We start from the raw sequence: 16823 nt of genomic DNA on the forward strand, positions 1-16823 counted from the left end.
TTTTCGACCGCACTTTTTTGTCTTTAAAACGCCTCAACATCCTTTGTACAGTTAAGGTACAATATTTATTATTTCTCTCTTTCCATGGAATCCTATGAAGAATATTAAACAGTTCGGTAGTTTTGCTCGTCGCTATGTGGATTGGGTCGTCCGCCTGGGGAAAATCCGTTTTTCTATTTTAGGTGTGTTAATTCTGGCCATCTTGGCGTTATGTACACAAATGGTATTAAGCCTGATTTTTGTCGGCACAATCTATTGGCAAGATCTTTTACGTTCCATTGTATTCGGGATGATTTCTGCGCCTTTTGTGATTTATTTCTTTACCTTATTGGTGGAAAAATTAGAACGTTCTCGCCAAGCATTGTCTCGTTCGGTGGTGAAACTACAAAATGAAGTGCAAGAGCGACTGTTAGCGGAAAAACGCTTATCGGCGGCATTGGATAAAGTGGAAAAAATCAGCCGAGATAAAACCACATTAATGACCACAATTAGCCATGAATTACGCACACCGTTAAACGGCATTATCGGGTTAAGTCGCATTTTATTGGAAGAACAGCCGACAGCACGCCAGAGTAGTTATTTACGAACCATCAACAGCAGTGCAATTTCCCTTTCTCATATCTTCAGCGATATTATCGATTTAGAAAAAATTGATGCGCGTCGTATTGAGTTAAATCGTAAAGAAACGGATTTGTATGCGTTGCTGAATGATATCAGTAATTTTGCGGTGCTCATTGCAGGAGAAAAACACTTAGAATTTCGTTTAATTTGCCCGCCGACATTACCGAATTGGTTGATGTTGGATGGGGTACGATTAAGCCAGATTTTATGGAATTTGATTACGAATGCGGTGAAATTTACTCCGCAGGGGAGTGTGACCTTATCTATTGAGCAAACTGCTGAAGATGAATTTGCTATTCGTGTGACGGATACCGGCATCGGTATTGCGGAAGCGGATTTAGAAAAAGTCTTTGAACTGTATTATCAAGTAGATTCTCATCACTACAAATCTTTGGGCAGTGGGATTGGCTTATCCATTTCTAAAACCATTGCACAGCTAATGGACGGCGATTTGACGGTAAGTAGTGAATTAGGAAAAGGTTCAACTTTCTTACTAACCTTTAAAGCAAAAGAGGCCCAACAGCCGGTAGAAAGTGGCAATAAAGTGCCGTTAAAATTGCGCATTTTGTTGGTGGAAGACATTGAAGTGAATATCGTTGTCGCAAAATCTATGCTGCAAAAACTCGGTTACCAAATTGATGTGGCTATGACTGGGGCAGAAGCGATTCAAAAATTTGAGGAGAATTATTACGACCTCGTCTTCTTGGATATTCAGTTACCGGATATGTCAGGTTTTGATATTGCCCATCATCTGCGTGAAAATTATGAAAATGGCATTTATGATTTTCTTCCGCCATTGATTGCGTTGACGGCGAATGTGGTGCAAAAGAAAGAAGCGTATTTGGAACAAGGCATGGACGATGTCATTCATAAGCCGTTATCGCTCGATGAATTAAATCAATGTTTATTGGATTATTTTGGCGAAGAGATCAAACATTTTGATGTAATGGAAAAGAAACCATTGCAGGAATCTACAGACTTTGACACGAAAATGCTGGGTGAGTTAATTGAAATGTTGGGTGTGAAGTTTGTGCAGGATAATATCACTTTATTTGAACAGGCAATGAGCGGTTATGTGATTGAATTGCAACAGGCCTACCAAGCGTATAAGAAGGCGCCGGAACAGCAAGCTGAGCTGCTTTCAACCTCGCATAAAATAAAAGGCGCTTTAGCATCGGTGGGGTTAAAACGCTTGCAACAAATTGCTGCGTTGGCACAGAACGGTGACGCGGAAAATTGGCAGGAGAATATTGCGCATTGGGTGGATATCTTGGTGCAAGAGTGGCAGTTAGATGTTAATAAATTACGTCAGTGGCTCAGTGATATGTAGTTAAAATACAAAAAATAACGACCGCACATTGGTAAGTGCGGTCGTTTTTTATGGCATTTTTCAATGTTTCATGAATCGGAAGATTATTTTTTCTTCGCGTATTTCAAGGAGTCGATAGCTACCGCGAGGATGATGATGCTACCTTTGATGATGTATTGCCAGTAAGGGTTTACACCGATATAAGTCAAACCATAGTTAATGACGGTGAAGATGATTACCCCGGTAATAACACCGATAACGGTACCTACACCACCGGCGAAAGACACGCCACCCACCACGCAGGCTGCGATAGCATCCAATTCATACATGAAACCGAGGTTATTGGTTGCAGAACCGATACGACCGGCCTCTAACATACCACCGAATGCATAGAACATACCGGCAATCATGTAGATCACAACAAGGTTACGAGCAACGTTTACCCCGGAAACTTTTGCCGCTTCAGGGTTACCACCGATAGCAAAAATGTTTTTACCAAAGCGTGTTTTATTCCACATTACCCATACACAGAAAGCACAAATAGCGGCATAAATAGTGATATAGGAGAGCTTAAACGAACCTAGACGGATGAAGCCTTGAGCAAAAACAGAGAAGTTTTCGCTGAAACCGGCAATAGGGGAGCCGCCTACAGCATCGTAATAAAGGGAGTTGAAACCGTAAACGATAATCATAGTACCCATGGTGGCGATAAACGGCGTTACGTTTAAGTAAGCAATAACCAAACCATTGACTAAACCGATGACTGCACCTACAGCACAAACGGCAAGGATAACTACCGGAATTGGAATTTCACCGAGGTCAGGGAAAACACGGTTCATGTTTTCCATGGATTGCAACATGGTTGCAGAGATTACCGCGGCGAGACCAACCTGACGACCGGCGGACAAGTCGGTACCTTGTGTCACCAATAAGCCGGCAACCCCAAGAGCGATGATTAAACGCACGGAGGATTGGGTCAGAATGTTACTGAAGTTAACCAAGTTAAGAAATGTCGGATCTTGTGCGATGATGATGCCAAGTAAAATCAACAACACAAAATAAATCGCATTTTGTTTTAGGAAATCGAATGATTTATTTTTTTCTAAGGCACTCATAATTTGTTCCTTTGTTATTTATAAATATTTTGCGGCAAGTTGCAAAATTTCTTCTTGAGAGGTTTTTGCAGTTTCAACGATACCGGCAACTTTACCGTTACTCATGACGAGAATGCGATCGGTTACCCCAAGGAGCTCAGGCATTTCGGAAGAAATCATGATGATGCCTTTATCTTTTTTCGCCAGTTCCTGAATTAATTGGTAAATTTCAAATTTTGCACCGATATCGATCCCGCGGGTCGGTTCATCCAACATCAGAATCTCCGGTTGGGTTAATAACCAACGACCGATGATGACTTTTTGTTGGTTACCGCCGGAAAGTGAGCCAATCGTTGTTTTGTGCGATGGCGTTTTGACATTCATGGAATCAATAACCCATTGTGTGTCACTGCTCATTTTCTTATTACTGAGCAATTTCCAAGGGGTTAAATAGGATTTCATGTTGGAAATCAGAGAGTTGAACTCAATGCTTAAGTTAGAATAAATCCCCGTTGAACGACGTTCTTCGGTCACGAGCGCAAAACCGTGGTTAATTGCCTCAAGTGCGGTGTGATTTTTTACTGTTTTTCCATTGAGTTTAATGGTGCCGCTTTTCAGTTCGCGCACGCCGAAAATGGCTTCAACAATATCTGTACGTTTCGCGCCGACGAGACCTGCGATCCCTAAAATTTCCCCTTTACGCAAATTGAAAGATACATCTTGAATAGAAGGTTGGTTTAACGCAGTAAGGTTTTCCACTTCTAAGATGACTTCTTTTGGTACGTTAGTTTTTTCCGGGAAACGTTGGGTGAGTTCACGCCCTACCATCATGGAGACGATTTCTTCCATGGAGGAGGTTTTTACCGGCACGGTATTGATCCATTTGCCATCGCGCAGAATGGTGATTTCATCACAAATTTTGAAGATTTCGTCCATTTTGTGAGAAATATAAATAATACCGCAACCGCGATCTTTTAATTTTTGAATAATTTTAAACAGATGTTCCACTTCTTTTTCAGAAAGTGAGGATGTCGGTTCATCCATAATCACAATTTTTGCGTTATAAGAAAACGCTTTCGCAATTTCGATCATCTGCATTTGTGAAACGGAAAGTTTGGCTACTTTTTCTTTTGGATCAACATCAATGTCCAATTCATCAAAAATAGCTTTGGTATCACGGTACATTTTCGCGTGATCCACAAAAGGCCCTTTAAGTGGGTAACGACCTAGCCACAGGTTATCCATTACGCTGGTTTGACGCACAAGGTTAAGTTCTTGGTGCACCATGGAAATGCCGTTTTCTAAGGCTTCTTTTGAGGTTTTAAAATTCACGGGTTTGCCTAAAAACAAGATTTCACCTTCGTCTTTAACGTAAATGCCGAACAAGCATTTTAACAACGTGGATTTACCCGCACCGTTTTCCCCCATCAATGCGTGTACAGAATGCGAACGGACGCTTAAGTTTGCGTGATCTAAGGCTTTTACGCCCGGAAAGGACTTGCTGACATTAGTCATGGTAAGCAGGACTTCGCCATTTTGGCTTCCGCTTTGACTTTGAATTTGCTCTGTCATATCCAACCTCATAAATAAAGGGGAAGGGACATAAGTGTTGTCCTACGCTTCCCCTTACATTAATAAAACAAATTTATTTTAAGAATTCAGATAAGTTATCTTTATCTACACCAACATAAGGAACGCGTACAACACGATCTTTAAGTTCCCATTTAGTGCCTTCGGTAGCCGGTTTGCCATTTGCTAAGTTATTAGATAACTCAACAACCGCTTTACCTTGGTTTACACCGTCATTTAACACGGTACCTGCAAGTTCACCTTTTTTGATCAGTTGTAATGCTTCAGGTAGGGCGTCAACACCGAAGATTGGTAATTTTTTACCGTGTGCTTTGGTTGCTTCTAATGCACCTAATGCCATACCGTCATTGTTAGAAATGATCACTTCGATGTCATTTGCTTTAGAACTGGATAACCATGCATCTACTTTGTCTTTTGCTAATGCAGCATCCCACATACCGGTATCAATGAAGAGTTGTTCAGTTTGAATACCTTGAGCATGTAGTTGTTCTACTACATATTTTGTACGTGCTTCAGCATCTGGGTGACCCGGTTCACCTTTTAATAAAACAAATTGGATTTTACCGTCTTTGTTTAAGTCTAATGCAGGCATTGCTTTCCATTGTTTTGCAATTAAGTCACCTTGGATAATGCCTGATTCTTTCGGATCGGTACCTACAAAGTAAGCGTTATCATAAGAAGCGATTGCTTTTGCACCCGGGTCTTTATTGAAGAACACAACAGGAATATTGTCCGGTTTTGCTTTACCGATGATGGTTGGTGCCGCAGATGGGTCAACTAAGTTGATCGCTAACGCTTTTACGCCTTTTGAAAGTAATACGTCAACTTGGTCGTTTTGAATAGACTGTGCGTTTTGAGAGTCATTCATTAATAATTTCACGTCTTTTAATTGATCTGCGTCTTTTTGGATTTCTTTACGCATCAAAGACATAAAGTTGTCGTCATATTTATAGATTGTCACACCGATACGGGTTTCTGCTTGTGCTGCACTGATGCCGGCACCGAAAGCTACTGCTAAAGCAACTGCACTTAATACTGTTTTTTTCATAATGCATGTTCTCCATTAATTGTTCATATAAAGAATAAAGAGGGGGTTATTTCAGTGATAATTCATTAAAGCATTATTATCAAAATCTTACCTTTTTACACTGCAATCGCTACTCGGGTAATTGGTGGTAAGGATACCTTGTTTTTTGGGGAAAGAATGTGATCATATTCACATTTATGAAAACGATTACATCTCTCGCTCAAAAATAATGCAATTTTAACGTTTTTCCTCCTTTGGATAGACGCTTTCCACTGAAAAACGTCTGACTAATGTCGGATTAAATTGCGGATTAATAGGTAAAGAAAGGCTTTTATCAACCAAGCTTAGTGCCAGTTTTGCGGCATAATTTGCCATAAGATCAATAGGATAACGAATTGTTGTAAGTTTAGGGACCAAATAACGGGCAATTGGCATATCGTCAAAACCAATAATAGAGAACTGTTTCGGTACTTTGATATTGTTTTCATTGAGTACGGATAACGCGCCTGCCGCCATAGAATCATTGTAGGCAACAACGGCTGTTAAATTATCGTTATAACTCAATAGGTTAATCATGGCTTCTTCACCGCCTTCGAAATCCGGTGTGCTATGTACGATGGCATTTTCGACAACGGGGATACCATGTTCTGTAAGCGCATTCAAATAACCTTGTTTGCGCTCAGCTTCGTCGTTAATTCTATGGTTTGAGCCGATATAACCGATATGGCGATGTCCTGCATTAATCAGCGTATTGGTAGCAATATAAGTGCCTTTTTGGTTATCCAATCCGACACAGCGGGATTCATAACCTTTAATACAACGGTTGATAATCACCATTCCCGGTACGCTTTCTAAATAATCCGCTAAAGTTTGATCATCTAACGCTTTGGAATGCACGACCAAACAATTACAACGTTTACGCAGTAGGGTATTAATGGCTTCTTTTTCTTTTTCTGCCTGATGGTATCCCATGCCGATCAAAATATTTTTTCCATGTTCCATGGCAACGTGATCAATCGCTTTCACTAAAATTGCAAAAAAAGCGTCTGTTACATCGGTCACCACGACGCCTAATGTATCAGAACTTTGCGAAGCCAAAGCTTGCGCATTGGCATTCGGACGGTAGCCTAATTGTTCAATGGCGTTCAATACAGCGGCACGGGTGTGTTCTTTCGCACAAGGGTGATTATTTAACACCCTAGATACTGTCGCGACAGAAACGCCAGCCTGTTTAGCAACATCTCGAATAGTAACCATAGATATCCCTTCATTATGTGTGACTAAAACCTAAGGAATCATAATCGGAAAAAAGACTTTTTGGAAACGCTTACTTTTAAAAGTGTCGTTTCTGTCACAGTTTTTCTGATCGCTTTATAGCTCAAATAAATAGAAATTCATTTTTGTGATCTTGATAACAGTTTAATTTGTTAAATATGCTATTTTATGCCATATTTTTGTAATCGTTTTCATAAATTAAATACAACCGAACAGAGGTACATTATGACAACTGTTTTTGAACCTACCGATCATCCGCACCGCAGATATAATCCGTTAACCGACCAATGGGTTTTAGTTTCTCCTCATCGCGCTAAACGTCCATGGCAAGGACAACAAGAGAAGGTCAATGAAGAGCAAAAGCCAAGTCATGATCCGAATTGTTACCTTTGCCCGCGTAATAAACGCATTACCGGTGAACCGAATCCCGATTATCACAAACCTTATGTGTTTAAAAACGACTTCTCCGCGCTGTTAGAAGACACACCGGCACCACAGCAGAATGACAATCCGTTATTCCAAAGTTCACAAGCCCGTGGTGAAAGTCGCGTGATTTGTTTTTCACCCGACCACAGTAAAACGTTGCCATTATTGACCGCACTTGAGATCGAAGAAGTCATTAAAGTCTGGCAGGAACAGCTCCGTGAGCTCGGTCAAAAATACCAATGGGTACAAATCTTTGAAAACAAAGGCGCAGCGATGGGCTGTTCTAACCCACATCCACACGGACAAATCTGGGCAAACAGCTTTTTACCGAATGAAGTGGCGAGAGAAGATAAAGCACAACGTCAATATTATGAAAAATATGGTTCTGTGCTGTTGGTGGATTATGCTCAACAAGAATTGGAACGCAAAGAACGCATCGTTGTGGAGACAGAACATTGGGTTGCTGTGGTGCCGTATTGGGCAGTTTGGCCGTTTGAAACGTTGTTGTTACCAAAAGTGCACGTTAAACGTTTGACGGAATTAAGTGATGCGCAAGCCAAAGATTTGGCGGTGATATTGAAAAAACTCACGACCAAATATGACAACTTATTTGAAACCTCTTTCCCGTATTCCATGGGGTTCCACGCTGCACCATTTAACGGCGAGGAAAACGACCATTGGCAATTGCACGCTCATTTCTATCCACCGCTTTTACGTTCCGCCACTGTGCGCAAGTTTATGGTGGGCTACGAAATGCTCGGCGAAAGCCAACGTGATTTGACGGCGGAACAAGCAGCAGAAAGACTGCGTGCGTTGAGTGAAGTACATTATAAAGTGCGGTGAAATTTTATGGTGTTTTTGTAGGGACAGGCTTTATGCCTGTCCAATATTAGAACATCTAGGTTTCGATAGGACAGGCATAAAGCCTGTCCCTACGCATTTAGAGCCAAATTTATGAGAAATTCAGAAGGAAATAACATGACCCCAATCCAAAAATCCCAACACATTTTCAGCCAAAAATACAACAAACAACCTGAGTTGACCGTGTATGCGCCGGGTCGAGTCAATATCATCGGCGAACATACCGATTACAACGACGGCTTTGTGATGCCATGTGCGATTAACTATGGCACGGCGATTGCTGGAACGAAACGCAACGATCATGTTTGGAATGTGTATGCTGCCGATTTGGATCTGTCTGATGAGTTTTCGCTAGATAAAGAAATCCCTCAAAGTGAACAAAAATGGGCAAATTATGTGCGTGGCGTGGTGAAATTCATTCAGGAGCGTTGCCCTGATTTTAAACAAGGGGCGGATTTGGTGATTTCCGGTAACGTGCCGCATTCTTCCGGCTTGAGTTCTTCTGCTGCGTTAGAAGTGGCAACAGGAAAATTTTGCCAGCAACTGAGCGATTTGCCTTTAAGCCATACGGAGATTGCGCTTATCGGACAAAAAGCGGAAAACAAATTTGTTGGTGCCAACTGTGGCAATATGGATCAGCTGATTTCTGCGCTCGGCCAACAAGATCATTTATTGATGATTGACTGCCGCAGTCTTGAGACCCAACCAACGCCCGTACCGCAGGATGTGGCGGTGATTATTGTGAACTCTAATGTGCCGCATGATTTGGTTACCGGCGAATACAACACACGTCGTCAGCAATGTGAACGTGCGGCAGAATTTTTCGGTGTGAAAGCCTTGCGTGATGTGTCTGTGGCACAATTTAAAGAAAAAGAAGCAGAATTGACCGCACTTGATCCGCTGGTGGCAAAACGCGCCCGCCATGTGATCACAGAAAATCAACGGGTGTTAGATGCGGTAGATGCCTTGAAACATAATGACTTAACCCGTCTTGGCGAATTAATGGGGCAGTCACATGATTCTATGCGCGATGATTTTGAAATCACCGTGCCACAAATTGACTACTTAGTGGAATTGGCACAGTTGGTCATCGGTAAACAGGGCGGGGCACGCATGACCGGAGGTGGTTTCGGTGGTTGTATCGTTGCTCTTGCGCCACACGATAAAGTAGAAGCTGTACGCAAAATCGTGGCAGACAATTACGAAAAACAAACAGGCTTGAAAGAAGACTTCTATGTTTGCACGGCTTCACAAGGAGTGCGTGTATGCTAGAACAACTAGCCCAAGGCACTGCGCCGGACGGTTTGCCGTTTCAGCTTTTTACTTTGCAAAATACGCAAGGTATGCGTGTGCAATTTACGGATTGGGGCGCAACTTGGACGTCTTGCTGTGTGCCGGTCAACGGAGAATTGCGTGAAGTCTTGCTGGGTTGCAAGTTGGAAGAGTATCCGGTTCAGCAAGCCTACTTGGGTACGAGTGTCGGGCGTTATGCTAACCGCATTGCGAATGCGCAATTTACGCTTAATGATAAAACTGTGACTTTAACCGCCAACCAAGGAAAGCACCAACTTCACGGCGGTGTAAAAGGCTTTGATAAACGCCGTTGGGCATTAGAAAAGTGCGGTGAAAATTTCGTGTGTTTTTCCTTGCATTCTGCCAACGGTGATCAAGGTTTTCCAGGCAATGTGGATGTGACGGTAACTTACACTTTAACGGAAGAGAATTCAGTAAAAATCGAGTATGCCGGTAAAAGCGATCAGGATACGGCATTGAATTTAACTAACCACGCTTATTTCAATTTAGAAAACGCTGAGCTGGGGACAGATGTTCGCCATCACCGTTTACGCCTGAATGCAGATTTCTATTTGCCGGTAGATAGCGAAGGCATTCCAAATTCGCCGTTAAAACACGTTGTCGGCACAAGTTTTGATTTTCGTTTTGCCAAGCCGATTCAACAGGATTTTATGCAAGGCGAACAGCTTGCCACCAAAGGCTACGATCATTCTTTTGTCGTTAATAAAGCCTGGCAAAAACCTTGTGTTTTGTTGAGTTCACCAAATGATGATTTGCATTTGGAAGTGCTTACCTCACAAGCGGCATTGCAGGTTTACACCGGCAATTTCCTCGGCGGTACACCAACTCGACATGGCACGCAATACGCGGATTACAGTGGCATTGCGTTGGAATCGCAATGTCTTCCGGACACGCCAAACCATCCAGAATGGCAAAATTATGGTGGCATTGTGAAAGCCGGTGAAGCGTATTACCAATGGACGGAATATCGTTTTAAAGGGAATGATTAAACTAAAAGTGCGGTGAGAATTTGCCGCATTTTTTTGTTTGAAATATCTCATGGTACTTCATTAAGCGATTAATAATTTTGTGATATGTCACAAAATTTAAGGGAAAAACAGACCGCACTTTCGTTCTTCCTTTTGCGCTTTCGTGGCAAATATGGTACTTTCTCCGCTGTCAATCCGACGGCAACTTTTTTTATTTTTATGAACGAAGAACACTCGACCAACCAATCTGAAGTTACTAAAAAATCTTTTTTCCAATCTCTTTTCGGACGTTTCTTTCAAGGTGAACTTAAAAATCGCGATGAGTTAGTGGAAGTGATCCGAGATTCTGAACAAAACGATCTCATCGACCAAAATACCCGTGAAATGATTGAGGGCGTGATGGAAATCGCTGAATTGCGTGTACGCGATATTATGATTCCGCGTTCTCAAATCGTTTTCATTGAAACTGATCAGGATTTAGATTCTTGTTTAGATACCATCATTGAATCTGCCCACTCCCGTTTCCCGGTAATTGCTGATGCGGATGATCGCGACAATATCGTAGGGATTTTGCATGCGAAGGATTTGCTGAAATACCTACGTGCGAATGCGGAAGAATTTAATCTGTTACATATGATTCGTCCGACCATGATTGTGCCGGAAAGTAAACGTGTGGACAGAATGCTAAAAGATTTCCGTTCCGAGCGCTTCCACATGGCGATTGTGGTAGATGAATTTGGTGCTGTGTCCGGTTTGGTGACTATTGAAGATGTGTTGGAGCAAATCGTCGGAGACATTGAAGACGAATTTGATGAAGAGGATGTGGCGGATATTCGCCAACTTTCCCGCCATGCTTACGCGGTGCGTGCCTTAACGGATATTAAAGATTTTAATCAACAATTTAACACTCAATTTAATGACGAAGAGGTGGACACTGTTGGTGGTTTGATTATGCAGGCATTCGGTTATTTACCAAAACGTGGTGAAGAAATTACACTGGAAAATCTGCATTTTAAAGTGACCTCTGCAGATAGCCGCCGTATTATTCAACTTCGCGTTACCGTGCCGGACGAATATTTGCCGGAAATGGAGAACGTTGAGAACATGGCTGAGTAGTTTTTCCATTTAAAACCGTCAATTGCTTGTCTTGGCAAGGTGCGAAATGGAAGACCAATAGATTAAAAGGATAAAAAGCAGGCATTTTGCCTGCTTCACTATTTTATGATGAACAAATATTTAACTTACCTTATTGCGCTTATTTCGGGTGGCATTGGTGTATTCGCCTTTGCGCCTTTTCATTACTGGGCCTTGTCCTATGTCTCTTTATTTGGCTTGATTTGGGTGGTAAAAACACCGCAAAAATCCACCGCTCTTTTATCTGCTTTTTTATGGGGCTTGAGTTTCTTTACGTTTGGAGTGAACTGGCTACATGTCAGTATTCATCAATTTGGAGATGCGCCTTTAGCGGTGAGTTATTTCTTAGTGGTGTTGTTGGCGGCATACTTGTCGTTGTATCCGCTCTTATTTGCGTATTTGGTACGCCGTTTACAGGTGCAGCGAGCCGTCATGTATCCGGTATTGTGGACGTTTACCGAATTCCTGCGCGGTTGGGTTTTTACCGGTTTTCCTTGGTTACAATTCGGTTATACGCAAATTGATAGTCCGTTTGCCGGAATTGCGCCGATTTTTGGCGTTACCGGTTTAACCTTCTTGGCTATGTTCTTAAGTGCGGTCGCTTTTAACATCGTTTCTGCGTTATGGAATTCACCGAAAAAATGGAATGTTATCTTGGCAAATAGTCTCATTTTAGTGGCTATCGGTGGGGCGGCAAGTTACACATCGCAGATCAATTATGTGAAAGAAAATCCTGAAAAAGCGCTGAATGTTTCTTTAGTGCAGGGCAATATTGAACAAAATTTGAAATGGGATCCAAATTATCTATATCAAACCATGGAAAATTACGGGCGATTAATTGGTGATAATTTAGGTAAAACGGATTTAATCATTTTGCCGGAAGCGGCGTTTCCTACCTATGAAAATAGCATTCAACCGTTTTTTCAAATGTTGCAATCCTTGGCGGAAAAAGCCAATACGGAAGTGATGGTCGGTACGATTTATCAAGATGAAACCTTAGGCAAATTGTTCAATTCTATTGTGGTGGTGGGGAATCAAACAGCCCCTTACCATATGGAAACAGCGAACCGTTATAATAAACATCATTTGGTGCCGTTTGGTGAATATGTTCCGTTAGAGAGTATTTTACGCCCGCTTGGCTCGGTGTTTAATTTACCTATGTCGGCTTTTCAAAGCGGAGCGCCTGTACAGCAAGCATTACAAGCCAAGAACCTGAATTTCACCGCGGCAATTTGTTATGAAATTATTCTCGGTGCTCAGTTGCAGAAAAATCTCACGGCAAATAGCGATTTTATTCTCACGGTTTCTAATGATGCCTGGTTCGGTCATTCCATCGGCCCATGGCAGCATTTACAAATGGCACAAATGCGCGCGTTGGAACTCGGTAAACCGGTGATTCGGGCAACGAATACAGGCGTGACGGCATTTATTGATGCGCAAGGTAAAATTGTGGCGCAAGCCCCGCAATTTGTGGAAACCGTGTTGACGCATCGTATTGCGCCGACACAAGGTAAAACCCCTTACAGCGTCTTTGGCGATATGCCGTTATATGTCTTAAGTGCGGTGTTTTTCTTGTTGCATTTGTTGGGCATGTGGCTTCAGCGCCTGATCTTGAAACGGGTAAGAAAAGATTGACGCGAAAAACAAAAACACCGGAGATTATCCGGTGTTTTTGTTTATGTCATAAAGCGAAATTAACGGCTACGGAATACGATGCGGCCTTTGCTTAAATCGTATGGTGTCATTTCTACGGTTACTTTGTCGCCGGTTAAAATACGAATGTAGTTTTTACGCATTTTGCCGGAAATGTGTGCAATTACCACGTGGCCGTTTTCCAACTCAACGCGAAACATGGTGTTTGGCAAGGTTTCTAAGATAGTGCCTTGCATTTCAATGGAATCTTCTTTTGCCATTTGATCCTCTAAAATAATTAATCGGTTTTTCCGCCGGCTACTTTGGGCGGAATCTCATACAAAAAGTCGGTGCGGATTATACCGTTTTTGTTGGTGGCAAGAAAGTTTTTTAACGCAGATGCCCGTAGGAAGCGCTTTTTTATTGGATTCATGATGAGAAAGCCCAATAAAACTGATATATTACAAGCCGTTATTCTCAATATTTAAAGGAGAAATTATGTCTATGCAGGTTCTGCTTTCAAACCAACCGGCCTCGGCGGTTTGGGGTGAAAAGGCACTCATCAGTTTTAATGAAGATAAAGCGACCCTTCATTTAACTGATTTTTCCGACCGCACTTCCATACAAAAAGCGGCACGCAAGTTACAAAATCAAGGGATTTCTGATGTTGCGCTAAGCGGGGAAGGCTGGAAGTTGGAAAGTTGTTGGGCGTTTTATCAAGGTTTTTACAATGCGAAAAAGCAGTTTAAACTGCAGTTTCCGACGTTATCTGCGGAGCAACAACAGGAACTGAATCACCGAATTCAATGTGGCGATTTCGTGCGTGAAATCATTAATCTGCCGGCAGCCATTTTAACGCCGGAAGAGCTTGCCCAACGTGCCGCGAAGTTTATCGGGCAAATGGCAGAACAAGCTGCTAAACAAAGTGCGGTCAGTTTTTCCATCGTTTCTCGAGAAGCATTGCTAGAACGTGGTTACCACGGTTTATGGCAGGTGGGGAAAGGCTCGCAAAATCTGCCCGCCATGTTGCAGTTGGATTTCAACCCGACAGGCAATTCGGAAGCTCCGGTGTTGGCCTGTTTGGTGGGCAAAGGCATTACGTTTGACAGTGGTGGCTACAGCATTAAACCGAGCGATGGCATGAGCACCATGCGCACTGATATGGGCGGCGCAGCATTATTGACGGGGGCGTTAGGCTTGGCGATTTTGCGTGGTTTAAATCAACGGGTGAAATTATTCCTTTGCTGCGCAGAAAACTTGGTAAGTAGTCGCGCCTTTAAATTGGGTGACATTATCCAATATCGTAACGGTGTCAGCGTAGAAATTCTTAATACGGATGCCGAAGGGCGCTTAGTGTTGGCGGATGGTTTAATTGATGCAGATGCACAACAGCCTCAATTTATCGTGGATTGTGCGACCTTAACCGGTGCGGCAAAAGTGGCGGTGGGCAATGATTATCATAGCGTGCTATCCATGGATGAACAGTTGGTCGCCGATTTATTCCATTCAGCTGAGCAAGAACAAGAGCCATTTTGGCGCTTGCCTTTCGCGGAATTACATCGCGGACAAATTAAAACGGCGTTCGCTGATATTGCCAATACCGGTACGGTTCCTGTGGGCGCAGGTGCCAGCACGGCAACCGCGTTTTTATCTTATTTCGTCAAAAATTATCAACAACATTGGTTACACATTGATTGTTCCGCCACGTATCGCAAAACCCCAAGCGACTTATGGGCGACCGGCGCGACCGGTATCGGTGTGCAAACCCTTGCCAATTTATTATTAGCTAAAGCGAAACAACAGTAAGAGGATGTGAAATGAGCTTACAACGAACGTTATCTATTATTAAACCAGATGCCGTAAAGCGTCATTTAATCGGCGCGATTTTGGCACGCTTTGAGCAACAAGGCTTCAAAGTGATTGCCGCTAAGATGGTGCACTTTACCCAAGAACAAGCGGAAGGTTTTTATGCGGAACACCAAGGCAAACCCTTTTTTGCACCTTTGGTGGAATATATGATTTCTGCACCGGTATTCGTGAGTGTGTTAGAAAAAGAAAATGCGGTGCAAGACTACCGCACTTTAATTGGCACGACGAATCCTGAAACGGCGGCAGAAGGCACGATTCGTCGTGATTTTGCATTAAGTCAACGGGAAAACTCCGTGCATGGTTCCGATAGCCCGGAAAGTGCGGAACGTGAAATTGCTTATTTCTTCGTTGATGATGAGATTTGCGATTATTAAGATTGCGATTTAAACAAAAAGCCATTTTGTCAAAACAACGTGGCTTTTTTATTACGATAAGCAAAAAGTGCGGTGGATTTTTCGGATGTTTTAAAACATCTTGGAAATCCACCGCACTTCTATTTTATACAGGATAATTTAAGTAATGCCGTTACTTCACTTCGCGGAACATAATTTCGCTCGGAATTACAGAGCCCTGCCAGTAAAGTTCGGTCGCAACTTTTTCCGCTAATTTTAAGAAACCTTGTGCAATTTCGCTGTCCGGCGCGGCAACTACGGTTGGTTCGCCGCGATCCAAATCTTGACGAAGGCGAATGTGTAACGGTTGTTGACCTAATACTTTGATGTTGTATTTGTCTGCAATGCGCTCTGCACCACCGGTACCGAAAATCGCTTCTTGGTGACCACAGTTGCTGCAAATGTGCATGGACATGTTTTCCACAATACCTAACACCGGCACGGAAACGCGCTCAAACATGGAAATCCCTTTTACCGCATCCAATAACGCGATGTCTTGTGGCGTTGTGACAACCACTGCGCCTGTCACCGGAATTTGTTGGGACAGGGTAAGTTGAATGTCACCGGTGCCCGGAGGCATATCGATCACAAGATAATCCAAGTCAGGCCAGAGGGTTTCTTGTAATAGCTGGCTTAATGCGCTGCTTGCCATTGGACCACGCCAAATGGTGGCGTTGTCTTCGTCCATTAAGAAGCCGATGGAGTTAGCATACAAGCCGTGCGCTTCGATTGGCGTGATGTGTTGATTATCAGGCGATGTTGGGCGTTGATGCGGTGCGCCGAGCATGTGTGGAATCGATGGCCCGTAAATATCCGCATCCAAAATCCCCACGCGGGCGCCTTGTTGGTGTAACGCGATGGCAAGGTTCACAGAAACGGTAGATTTACCCACGCCGCCTTTACCGGAGCTCACCGCAATAATATTTTTAACGCCTTTCACCGCAGGATGGTTGTTGGCGCGTTTAAGAGTAGCGATTTGATAGCTAAGCTGCCATTTGATATTTTCCACTTCTGCCGCGGCTTTTAATGGTGCGGTTAACGCATCTTTTAATTCGGCAAACGCGGTGTTCCAGGCAAAAGGCATGGATAATTCCACACGTAAAGTGTTTCCGCCTTTTTCGACTTTTTTCAATGTATTAAGAGAAATGAGATCTTTTTGCAGAGTAGCATGTTGAAAGTTTTTGAATAGCTGAACAATCTGTTCCTTTTGTTGTTCCGTTAAATTCTCGGAAAATAATGTCGCCATAATGCTTCCTTTTTAATGTAGTAAATTCGTCGGGCTCTATTTAATCATGTGTGCCTTTATCTGTT

General features: G+C 42.8%; 14 protein-coding genes. 8 read left to right on the forward strand and 6 right to left on the reverse strand.

Features of this window, described 5'->3' with window-relative positions:
• Positions 1-94 precede the first annotated feature (94 nt).
• Complete coding sequence (locus DK415_RS05760; RefSeq protein WP_109432835.1) at positions 95-1951, forward strand: ATP-binding protein; 1857 nt, start codon at positions 95-97, stop codon at positions 1949-1951.
• 83 nt (positions 1952-2034) lie between these two features.
• Here DK415_RS05760 and mglC read toward each other — a convergent pair whose 3' ends face one another.
• The 4 genes from mglC to DK415_RS05780 all read right to left on the reverse strand — a co-directional run bounded on the left by mglC (position 2035) and on the right by DK415_RS05780 (position 6898).
• Positions 2035-3045 (reverse strand): galactose/methyl galactoside ABC transporter permease MglC, encoded by a 1011-nt coding sequence (gene mglC, locus DK415_RS05765; protein WP_006717420.1) that lies wholly within the window; start codon positions 3043-3045, stop codon positions 2035-2037.
• Positions 3046-3063: 18 nt separating this feature from the next.
• Positions 3064-4596, reverse strand: coding sequence for a galactose/methyl galactoside ABC transporter ATP-binding protein MglA (gene mglA / locus DK415_RS05770; protein WP_162540475.1), 1533 nt, complete (start codon positions 4594-4596; stop codon positions 3064-3066).
• Between the two features lie 73 nt (positions 4597-4669).
• Entirely contained in the window at positions 4670-5662 is a 993-nt protein-coding gene (gene mglB, locus DK415_RS05775) for a galactose/glucose ABC transporter substrate-binding protein MglB (RefSeq protein WP_048748781.1), read from the reverse strand.
• A gap of 216 nt (positions 5663-5878) precedes the next feature.
• Positions 5879-6898 carry a substrate-binding domain-containing protein gene (locus DK415_RS05780; RefSeq protein ID WP_109432836.1) on the reverse strand — a complete coding sequence of 340 codons (1020 nt, stop codon included), beginning with the start codon at positions 6896-6898 and terminating at the stop codon, positions 5879-5881.
• Between the two features lie 243 nt (positions 6899-7141).
• Here DK415_RS05780 and galT point away from each other — a divergent pair, with 243 nt between their 5' ends.
• From galT to lnt, 5 genes are all read left to right on the forward strand, one after another.
• Complete coding sequence (galT, locus tag DK415_RS05785) at positions 7142-8185, forward strand: galactose-1-phosphate uridylyltransferase (RefSeq protein WP_109432837.1); 1044 nt, start codon at positions 7142-7144, stop codon at positions 8183-8185.
• A gap of 135 nt (positions 8186-8320) precedes the next feature.
• Positions 8321-9475 (forward strand): galactokinase, encoded by a 1155-nt coding sequence (galK, locus tag DK415_RS05790; protein WP_109432838.1) that lies wholly within the window; start codon positions 8321-8323, stop codon positions 9473-9475.
• Positions 9469-10506 carry a galactose-1-epimerase gene (gene galM, locus DK415_RS05795; RefSeq protein WP_109432839.1) on the forward strand — a complete coding sequence of 346 codons (1038 nt, stop codon included), beginning with the start codon at positions 9469-9471 and terminating at the stop codon, positions 10504-10506. Before galK ends, galM begins: the two co-directional genes overlap by 7 nt.
• 198 nt (positions 10507-10704) lie before the next feature.
• A complete protein-coding gene (gene corC / locus DK415_RS05800) occupies positions 10705-11601 on the forward strand; it encodes a CNNM family magnesium/cobalt transport protein CorC (RefSeq protein WP_109432979.1) in 897 nt (298 codons plus the stop codon).
• Between the two features lie 108 nt (positions 11602-11709).
• On the forward strand, positions 11710-13254 hold the full coding sequence (gene lnt, locus DK415_RS05805; protein ID WP_109432980.1) for an apolipoprotein N-acyltransferase: 1545 nt from the start codon (positions 11710-11712) through the stop codon (positions 13252-13254).
• Positions 13255-13313: 59 nt separating this feature from the next.
• Here lnt and infA read toward each other — a convergent pair whose 3' ends face one another.
• Positions 13314-13532, reverse strand: a complete 219-nt coding sequence (gene infA, locus DK415_RS05810; protein WP_006717435.1) for a translation initiation factor IF-1 — start codon at positions 13530-13532, stop codon at positions 13314-13316.
• A 217-nt stretch (positions 13533-13749) separates the two neighbouring features.
• Between infA and pepB the strand changes: the two genes are divergently transcribed.
• Complete coding sequence (gene pepB, locus DK415_RS05815) at positions 13750-15057, forward strand: aminopeptidase PepB (protein WP_109432840.1); 1308 nt, start codon at positions 13750-13752, stop codon at positions 15055-15057.
• 11 nt (positions 15058-15068) lie between these two features.
• Positions 15069-15494, forward strand: a complete 426-nt coding sequence (gene ndk, locus DK415_RS05820; RefSeq protein ID WP_109127636.1) for a nucleoside-diphosphate kinase — start codon at positions 15069-15071, stop codon at positions 15492-15494.
• A gap of 151 nt (positions 15495-15645) precedes the next feature.
• On the opposite strand, the gene apbC is transcribed toward ndk, so the two are convergent.
• Positions 15646-16758: an iron-sulfur cluster carrier protein ApbC gene (apbC, locus tag DK415_RS05825; RefSeq protein ID WP_109432841.1), complete on the reverse strand. Its 1113-nt coding sequence runs from the start codon at positions 16756-16758 to the stop codon at positions 15646-15648.
• Positions 16759-16823: the final 65 nt, after the last annotated feature.

The organism is Aggregatibacter segnis, from assembly GCF_003130075.1.
Classification (GTDB): domain Bacteria; phylum Pseudomonadota; class Gammaproteobacteria; order Enterobacterales; family Pasteurellaceae; genus Aggregatibacter; species Aggregatibacter segnis_A.

Coding starts and splice junctions, on each gene's coding strand:
- lnt (WP_109432980.1), top strand. CDS start 11,710: ATGAACAAATATTTAACTTACCTTATTGCGCTTATTTCGGGTGGCATT.
- DK415_RS05760 (WP_109432835.1), top strand. CDS start 95: ATGAAGAATATTAAACAGTTCGGTAGTTTTGCTCGTCGCTATGTGGAT.
- galK (WP_109432838.1), top strand. CDS start 8,321: ATGACCCCAATCCAAAAATCCCAACACATTTTCAGCCAAAAATACAAC.
- galM (WP_109432839.1), top strand. CDS start 9,469: ATGCTAGAACAACTAGCCCAAGGCACTGCGCCGGACGGTTTGCCGTTT.
- ndk (WP_109127636.1), top strand. CDS start 15,069: ATGAGCTTACAACGAACGTTATCTATTATTAAACCAGATGCCGTAAAG.
- galT (WP_109432837.1), top strand. CDS start 7,142: ATGACAACTGTTTTTGAACCTACCGATCATCCGCACCGCAGATATAAT.
- mglC (WP_006717420.1), bottom strand. CDS start 3,045: ATGAGTGCCTTAGAAAAAAATAAATCATTCGATTTCCTAAAACAAAAT.
- apbC (WP_109432841.1), bottom strand. CDS start 16,758: ATGGCGACATTATTTTCCGAGAATTTAACGGAACAACAAAAGGAACAG.
- pepB (WP_109432840.1), top strand. CDS start 13,750: ATGTCTATGCAGGTTCTGCTTTCAAACCAACCGGCCTCGGCGGTTTGG.
- mglA (WP_162540475.1), bottom strand. CDS start 4,596: ATGACAGAGCAAATTCAAAGTCAAAGCGGAAGCCAAAATGGCGAAGTC.
- mglB (WP_048748781.1), bottom strand. CDS start 5,662: ATGAAAAAAACAGTATTAAGTGCAGTTGCTTTAGCAGTAGCTTTCGGT.
- DK415_RS05780 (WP_109432836.1), bottom strand. CDS start 6,898: ATGGTTACTATTCGAGATGTTGCTAAACAGGCTGGCGTTTCTGTCGCG.
- infA (WP_006717435.1), bottom strand. CDS start 13,532: ATGGCAAAAGAAGATTCCATTGAAATGCAAGGCACTATCTTAGAAACC.
- corC (WP_109432979.1), top strand. CDS start 10,705: ATGAACGAAGAACACTCGACCAACCAATCTGAAGTTACTAAAAAATCT.